Below are 5,772 nucleotides of genomic sequence, written 5' to 3'. Positions count from 1 at the left end.
CCATTATAAGCAAAATTATTTACAAAAGTGTGTAATGATTATTATCAAAAGCTTATGAGCATTTTGCTAGTTTTACTAATTTGAAAAATTGACTAACTTGTGTACTCCTAAAAGTTGTTTTTTGTCGTTGCGATCGCAAGGACACTAGAAGCTTTCATACTCTAATACATCAAATGATATTTTTGTCAAGTTTTATCTTAAGAAAGATATTTATAAAGCATAGCTTTCAAAGGGGGGAGTTCCTCAAAGTCCCCCGATGATGCGGGGGATTTAGGGGGATTCTCAATGTACTTCACGAGCTGTGGGAATTGCTATATTTCTTTTTTTATCCTTTAAAATGGTCGGCTTTTAACCATAATTATTTAATTATTAATTATTAATTATTAATTATTCGGTAATTCCTAATGTTTCTTTTACTTGTTCTTGATAAGCTAAAATTGCCGCATCGGGTAAACAACAATCTTGTAAACTTCCTACTAAAGATTTTTGATTTAAGTTATTACCAAAAACTTCAATACCACTAAAGCGTTCTGGTCTACCTTTTAGCCATCTTGGTAAATTTAATTCTTGATATTCAGTCTCTTTTCCTAGGACAAAATCAAAGTAAAAAGCACGTCCGTCAGCAATATCAAAAATTGCTTTAGCACGCATGATTTGACCATAAGCTCCAGCGGTTAATTCTTCATACCAAAAAACATCTAAACTTGCTGGATCGATAATTTGACCCCTAGTAGGCGATCGCCAGAATTGACAGTTATTAATATTACTTTCAATAGCATATCCTTCTACAGTTTGGTTCGCCCACTGATGCCATTCACTATTTTTTGTTCCTGGTGGGATAATGGCAATACGACTGCTAGGAATGTTATCAAGCAGTGATGACATTGCATCTAGCTCTAAATAAAATCCTAATTCGATAAAAGCAACTGCACCATTAGCAAGATATTCTAGGAGTTCTGACTGTTGAGCATCAGTAATAATTTTGAGATTGGGAAAATCCGTAGCAAGGCAAGTGTGGTCAATGGGAACATTGCCCGTACCGGGGCTGAAATAAACAGCAGGATTAGCTTTGGGGATTTGTTCCCGAATAAAACTTGTTTTGCCGACTCCCGGTAGTCCAGCTACTACAGTGATTATAGGTTTTGACATTTTTCTTCCATAGCTCAACTTTTCAATGCTGATATGATACGGGAACTTGCCATCCTTGCACCCGATAGGTTTCTGGCGACAGGTCCTACTTGCAAAGCAGCTAACCCACCCATAATAAATAGTTCGCAACCAGACCACCGCAAATATTCGTCTAATACTGGCAACCCGTTCACTATTTTCACTGGGTGGGTTAGCAAGACTTCTTTTAAGATAGGTTGTTGTGTGACATCAAGTTTTGTACCTGTTGCTAACCAGATGCGATCGCATTCCCACGTCATTCCATCATCACATTTTACTTGCCAGCGATCGCCAACAAACTCAGCACTTACTATCTGACATTCCTCAAAAATAGATAACTCGTCTTGGTGTTGGTAACGGCGCAACTGAGTCATTATTGCTGGTGTCATGGAACCGCCATCTCGTGCTTGTTGAATTAACTGCCATCGTTTTTGCCAGTCAGTTTCGGCGCTAAAAGCTTTTAAATATTTTGGACCTAACCAACCGGGTTCGGCATCAAATAGTTTCTCTTTGAGCTGACGTCTGACCATCAAGGCTACGTTTGCGCCTCGTTTTAAGGCTCCCACTGCTAAGTGACCGCTCGTTAATCCCCCACCGATAATTAGCACTTTTTCCCCCCTGAGTCGCAAACCTTGCAAGTCTACTTGGTGGGAGTGACAAAGGCGTTGCTTTGGATAGGGGGTGGGAATTTTTTTCGCCCATTCTGGAAGTTGCGGTTTTCCCCCACCATTGGCTATGATTACTTGACGAGCTATGGTTGAGTTGCCATTCTCTAGTTCGACTCGAAAGTGAGGGTTTCCTCGGTAGGTTATGGGAGCAATGTTTGTCACTGATGCTTTATATACTTTGTCTTCTAACTGCCAGCGACTAACTACTTCTTGGGAAAATTCTTGAAATAGTTTTGTTCCAGGTAGGTCGTAGGGGGGGAATAGTTCGTTTGGGCGATTTTCCGCAAACCGACGCAGGGAATAGGGGTCTGGGTCTGGGTGGTGAACGGCGGGCGATCGCAAGTGGGGTATTTCTTGGGCCGCAAACTGCTGTTGCCACTGACTCATCCAAGTGGCACTGGGGTCAAATACTATTATTTTATGGCGATACTTTTTCCGTTTTTGCAACAGATGAGTTACCAATGTTAGGGCGTGGGGCCCTGCACCTACGATGGCAATGTTGGTTTGTATTGGCAAGGACATGGAATTAAAGAACAATAATTATGAGAATGATAATCATTATTATTTTTATAATATATTATAGCTGTAACGGCTCGCAAACAAGATTTTTCCTAGGTCATGCTGCGCAACAAGCAAATAATCTAAGCTTGTTTGCATATCATCTGAGGAGGCTTTTATTCCTATCATATAATTGCAAATACGTCAAATCAGTATATAGGTAACTTAGAAAAATTAGTTTATCATGGTTGAATCAATTACAGGCGATCGCCTGTCTAAGTAACGAAATCATGAGTGTTTGAGGCTTTCAAATCTCTTTAGGTAATAAACTCCCTTGGATTATTCTTCGTTTATATTATCATGGAAAAGCTGAAACTATTGAAATTCTGTTGGCTATTTCATGGAATTTTTGCCATTTTTTGTCATAGATTGATGACAAAGTTAAAAATTTTAAAATTATAAGTTGAGATTGATAATTAAAACTTTTAATCTAAATGGAGCAATAAGGGCCACATCATAACGCTAGTTTGGTGTTGGGACGGGGCTTATAAACGCTGGAATTTACTTCCAGCGACAGTCCCTCATGAATTGCGACCCACAAAAAAATCATACAGATCGCCAAAAGTTCTGCTATTAATGGTAGAGTCAAACCATGATTACTAGAGAAGCTAAAGCTAAGTTATTAAACGGCTCTAAGGCACAATATCAAGCCTTAGAACAGGCTATAACAACTGCTCAATTTATGAGAAATAAAGCAGTTAGATTATGGCGAGACGAGCCAGATGTAAATAGATCTCGTCTATCTCTGCCATGTAAAGAACTGGCGAGTGAATATCCTTTTGCCAAAAAGTTAAACTCAATGGCGCGTCAAGCATCAGTAGAGAGGGCTTGGAATTCAATCTCTAGCTTCTATTGTCGCTGTAGAGAGGGAGCCAAAAATAAAGGTTATCCTCAGTTCAAAAAGCATTCTCGTTTCCTTCGGAATGCTGCGCAAACAGTTGAGTATAAAACCTCTGGATGGAAACTATCACAAGATTGTTTAACTATCAACTTCACCGATAGTTTTCAAGCAGGTAGGTTCTCTCTATTCTGTAATTATCAAACCAGAGAGGACTTATTGAGGCTCAAAATTAACCGGGTCAGAGTTGTCAGACGAGCTGATGGTTATTATGCTCAATTCTGCTTTGATGCTCACCGCAAAGAAACAGGGAACTATACCGGGAATGTTGTAGGCATTGATTTAGGTCTGACTTATTTCTACAAAGACCAAAACAATAATGCTGCAATTTATCCCAAGTATTTAAGACAAACTCAAAAGCGAATCAAGAAACTACAGCGACAACTCTCAAAAAAGTTTGTCAAAGGTAAACCTCAATCAAAAAATTACCACAAAGCCAGAATGAGACTGGCAAAGTGCCATCTGAAAGTTACTAGACAGCGTAAAGACTGGGCAGTTAAGTTAGCCCGGTGCGTAGTCCACTCTAATGATGTGGTTGTCTACCTAGACGCGGAGCGGCGCGCCGAAGGCAGACCTCAAGATACAAAACATGGTCAAGAACCATCATTTGGCTAAGTCCATTTCTGATGCAAGTTGGTATCAACTCACTCAATGGTTAGATTATTTTGGCCATATTTGGGATAAGACAGTGATTTCTGTGGCACCGAATTATACATCCCAAGACTGTTCAAACTGTGGTCATCGAGTGAAGAAATCTCTGAGCACTAGAACTCATCAATGTCCTAAATGCAAGACAGAAATATGTCGGGATACAAATGCGGCATTAAATATTTTAAACAAAGGGATGAAGATTCTAGGTATTGAGTGGAATGAAATCAAAGGTACTGTAGACGCGGAGCGGCGCGCCGAAGGCAGGGCATTCAGGAACCTCCGAGTATTCGGGAACGCTTGAGGAGACCACCACCTCTACTGTAGATGGGCCACTTGAAATAGTAAGTGGTGTCCCTGAATCAAGAATCACTGTGTGTGAGAATCCCGCGTTGTAATTTTTAATTCAGCGCCGGGAGTATGTCAAATACCGAGGTGTTTTTGTCTATCAATGATAAAATCTCTCAAAAATAATATCTGCCTATTCATCTGAATGCATATTGCTTGGCTTGGAAAAAAATATCCTTTTTGTGGCAACGTTACCTACTCTAGAGAAATAACCAATGCTCTGTTGGATAGAGGCTATCAGGTAAGCTTCCTCCACTTTGCGACTGAAGATAGTCAACCTGACAAATGGCCAGGGTTTCACGAAGTATCTCTACCTTGCATCTATAAATCTCAGGGTTTCACCATACCTACTCTTAAATCTAGCAAAATCTTAAGTCAGGCTCTACAGAAACTTGAGCCAGATATTGTTCACGCATCTCTTACCCTCTCTCCTCTAGATTTTTTGTTGCCGGAAATTTGTGAAGAGTTGAATATTCCTTTAGTAGCAACTTTTCATGCCCAGTTCGACAGTAAACCACGGAATATTAAATCTGGAACCCAATTTTTAGCCTATCAATTCTATGCTCCTTTTCTAGCAAATTATGACCGAGTGATTATTTTTTCAGAAATACAGAAAGATTTATTCATTAAATTGGGGGTTCCGGGCAAAAAAGTGGCAGTTATTCCTAATGGGGTAGATGTGGATAAGTATTCTCCTGGAGTTTCTAGTCTAAAGACTGAGTTAAATGCTCGCCGTGTGTTTCTATATTTGGGTCGTATTTCTACAGAGAAAAATGTTGAATCTCTGCTCAAAGCTTGGAAACATTCCGATATGACTAATGATAGTTGTTTGGCGATTGTTGGAGATGGGCCATTAGTTCCTTCTTTGCAAATGTTTTATGGGGATGTTAAGGGAGTGAGTTGGTTTGGGTATGTGAGTGATGAGCAACGACGAATAGAAATTTTGCGTGGAGCTGATGTATTTATTTTACCTTCTTTAGTAGAGGGTTTGTCTTTGGCTTTATTGGAGGCAATGTCTTCTGGTTTAGCTTGTGTAGCTACAGATGCGGGTGCTGATGGTGAGGTTTTGGAAAAGGGAGCAGGCATAATTTTAAATACTCATAATGTGACTAGCCAATTACAAACTTTATTGCCTGTATTTAGGGATCATCCTGAATTAAATATTCTTTTGGGGCAAAAAGCTCGGCAAAGGGTTTTGGAGCGTTACACTCTGAGTCGAAATATTACTCAATTGGAAATGCTTTATGCTGAAGTTGTAAGAGAAAGAAATCCTTTAAGTAGTTTGATTTAAGGAAGAAGGCTTTAGTTATCTAAGAGAGAAGGAAGAAGGAAAATTTTCATCATCCGGCGCGGGAGCTTCAGTCAATGAAACGGCTATTTTTCTATTAAGTATGGGGAAGAGAAAAAATTTCATCATACGGCGCGGGAGCTTCAGCAAATGAAACAGCTATTTTTCTATCAAGTATGGAGAAGAGAAAAATTTTC

At 39.6% G+C, this 5,772-nt stretch carries 5 protein-coding genes; 3 read left to right on the top strand and 2 right to left on the bottom strand.

Annotated features, from left to right (window positions below; all coding sequences use genetic code 11):
* Positions 1–387: 387 nt before the first annotated feature.
* Both F6K22_RS29310 and F6K22_RS29305 read right to left on the bottom strand, forming a co-directional pair.
* Positions 388–1,149: a GTP-binding protein gene (locus F6K22_RS29310; RefSeq protein WP_293106234.1), complete on the bottom strand. Its 762-nt coding sequence runs from the start codon at positions 1,147–1,149 to the stop codon at positions 388–390.
* A 14-nt stretch (positions 1,150–1,163) separates the two neighbouring features.
* Complete coding sequence (locus tag F6K22_RS29305; protein WP_293106232.1) at positions 1,164–2,357, bottom strand: FAD/NAD(P)-binding protein; 1,194 nt, start codon at positions 2,355–2,357, stop codon at positions 1,164–1,166.
* Positions 2,358–2,985: 628 nt separating this feature from the next.
* Between F6K22_RS29305 and F6K22_RS29300 the strand changes: the two genes are divergently transcribed.
* The 3 genes from F6K22_RS29300 (at position 2,986) to F6K22_RS29290 (ending at position 5,578) form a co-directional block, all read left to right on the top strand.
* Positions 2,986–3,906, top strand: coding sequence for an RNA-guided endonuclease InsQ/TnpB family protein (locus F6K22_RS29300; RefSeq protein WP_293106229.1), 921 nt, complete (start codon positions 2,986–2,988; stop codon positions 3,904–3,906).
* Positions 3,881–4,243, top strand: a complete 363-nt coding sequence (locus F6K22_RS29295) for an RNA-guided endonuclease InsQ/TnpB family protein (protein WP_293106226.1) — start codon at positions 3,881–3,883, stop codon at positions 4,241–4,243. The genes F6K22_RS29300 and F6K22_RS29295 overlap by 26 nt, the downstream gene beginning before the upstream one ends.
* Before the next feature lie 189 nt (positions 4,244–4,432).
* Positions 4,433–5,578 carry a glycosyltransferase family 4 protein gene (locus F6K22_RS29290; RefSeq protein ID WP_293106223.1) on the top strand — a complete coding sequence of 382 codons (1,146 nt, stop codon included), beginning with the start codon at positions 4,433–4,435 and terminating at the stop codon, positions 5,576–5,578.
* The last annotated feature ends 194 nt before the right edge of the window (positions 5,579–5,772 follow it).

It is taken from the genome of Okeania sp. SIO2F4 (assembly GCF_010672385.1).
Classification (GTDB): domain Bacteria; phylum Cyanobacteriota; class Cyanobacteriia; order Cyanobacteriales; family Microcoleaceae; genus Trichodesmium.
Note: the sequence above shows the minus strand (reverse complement) of the source record. Positions and strands in the feature narration are given on the sequence as shown.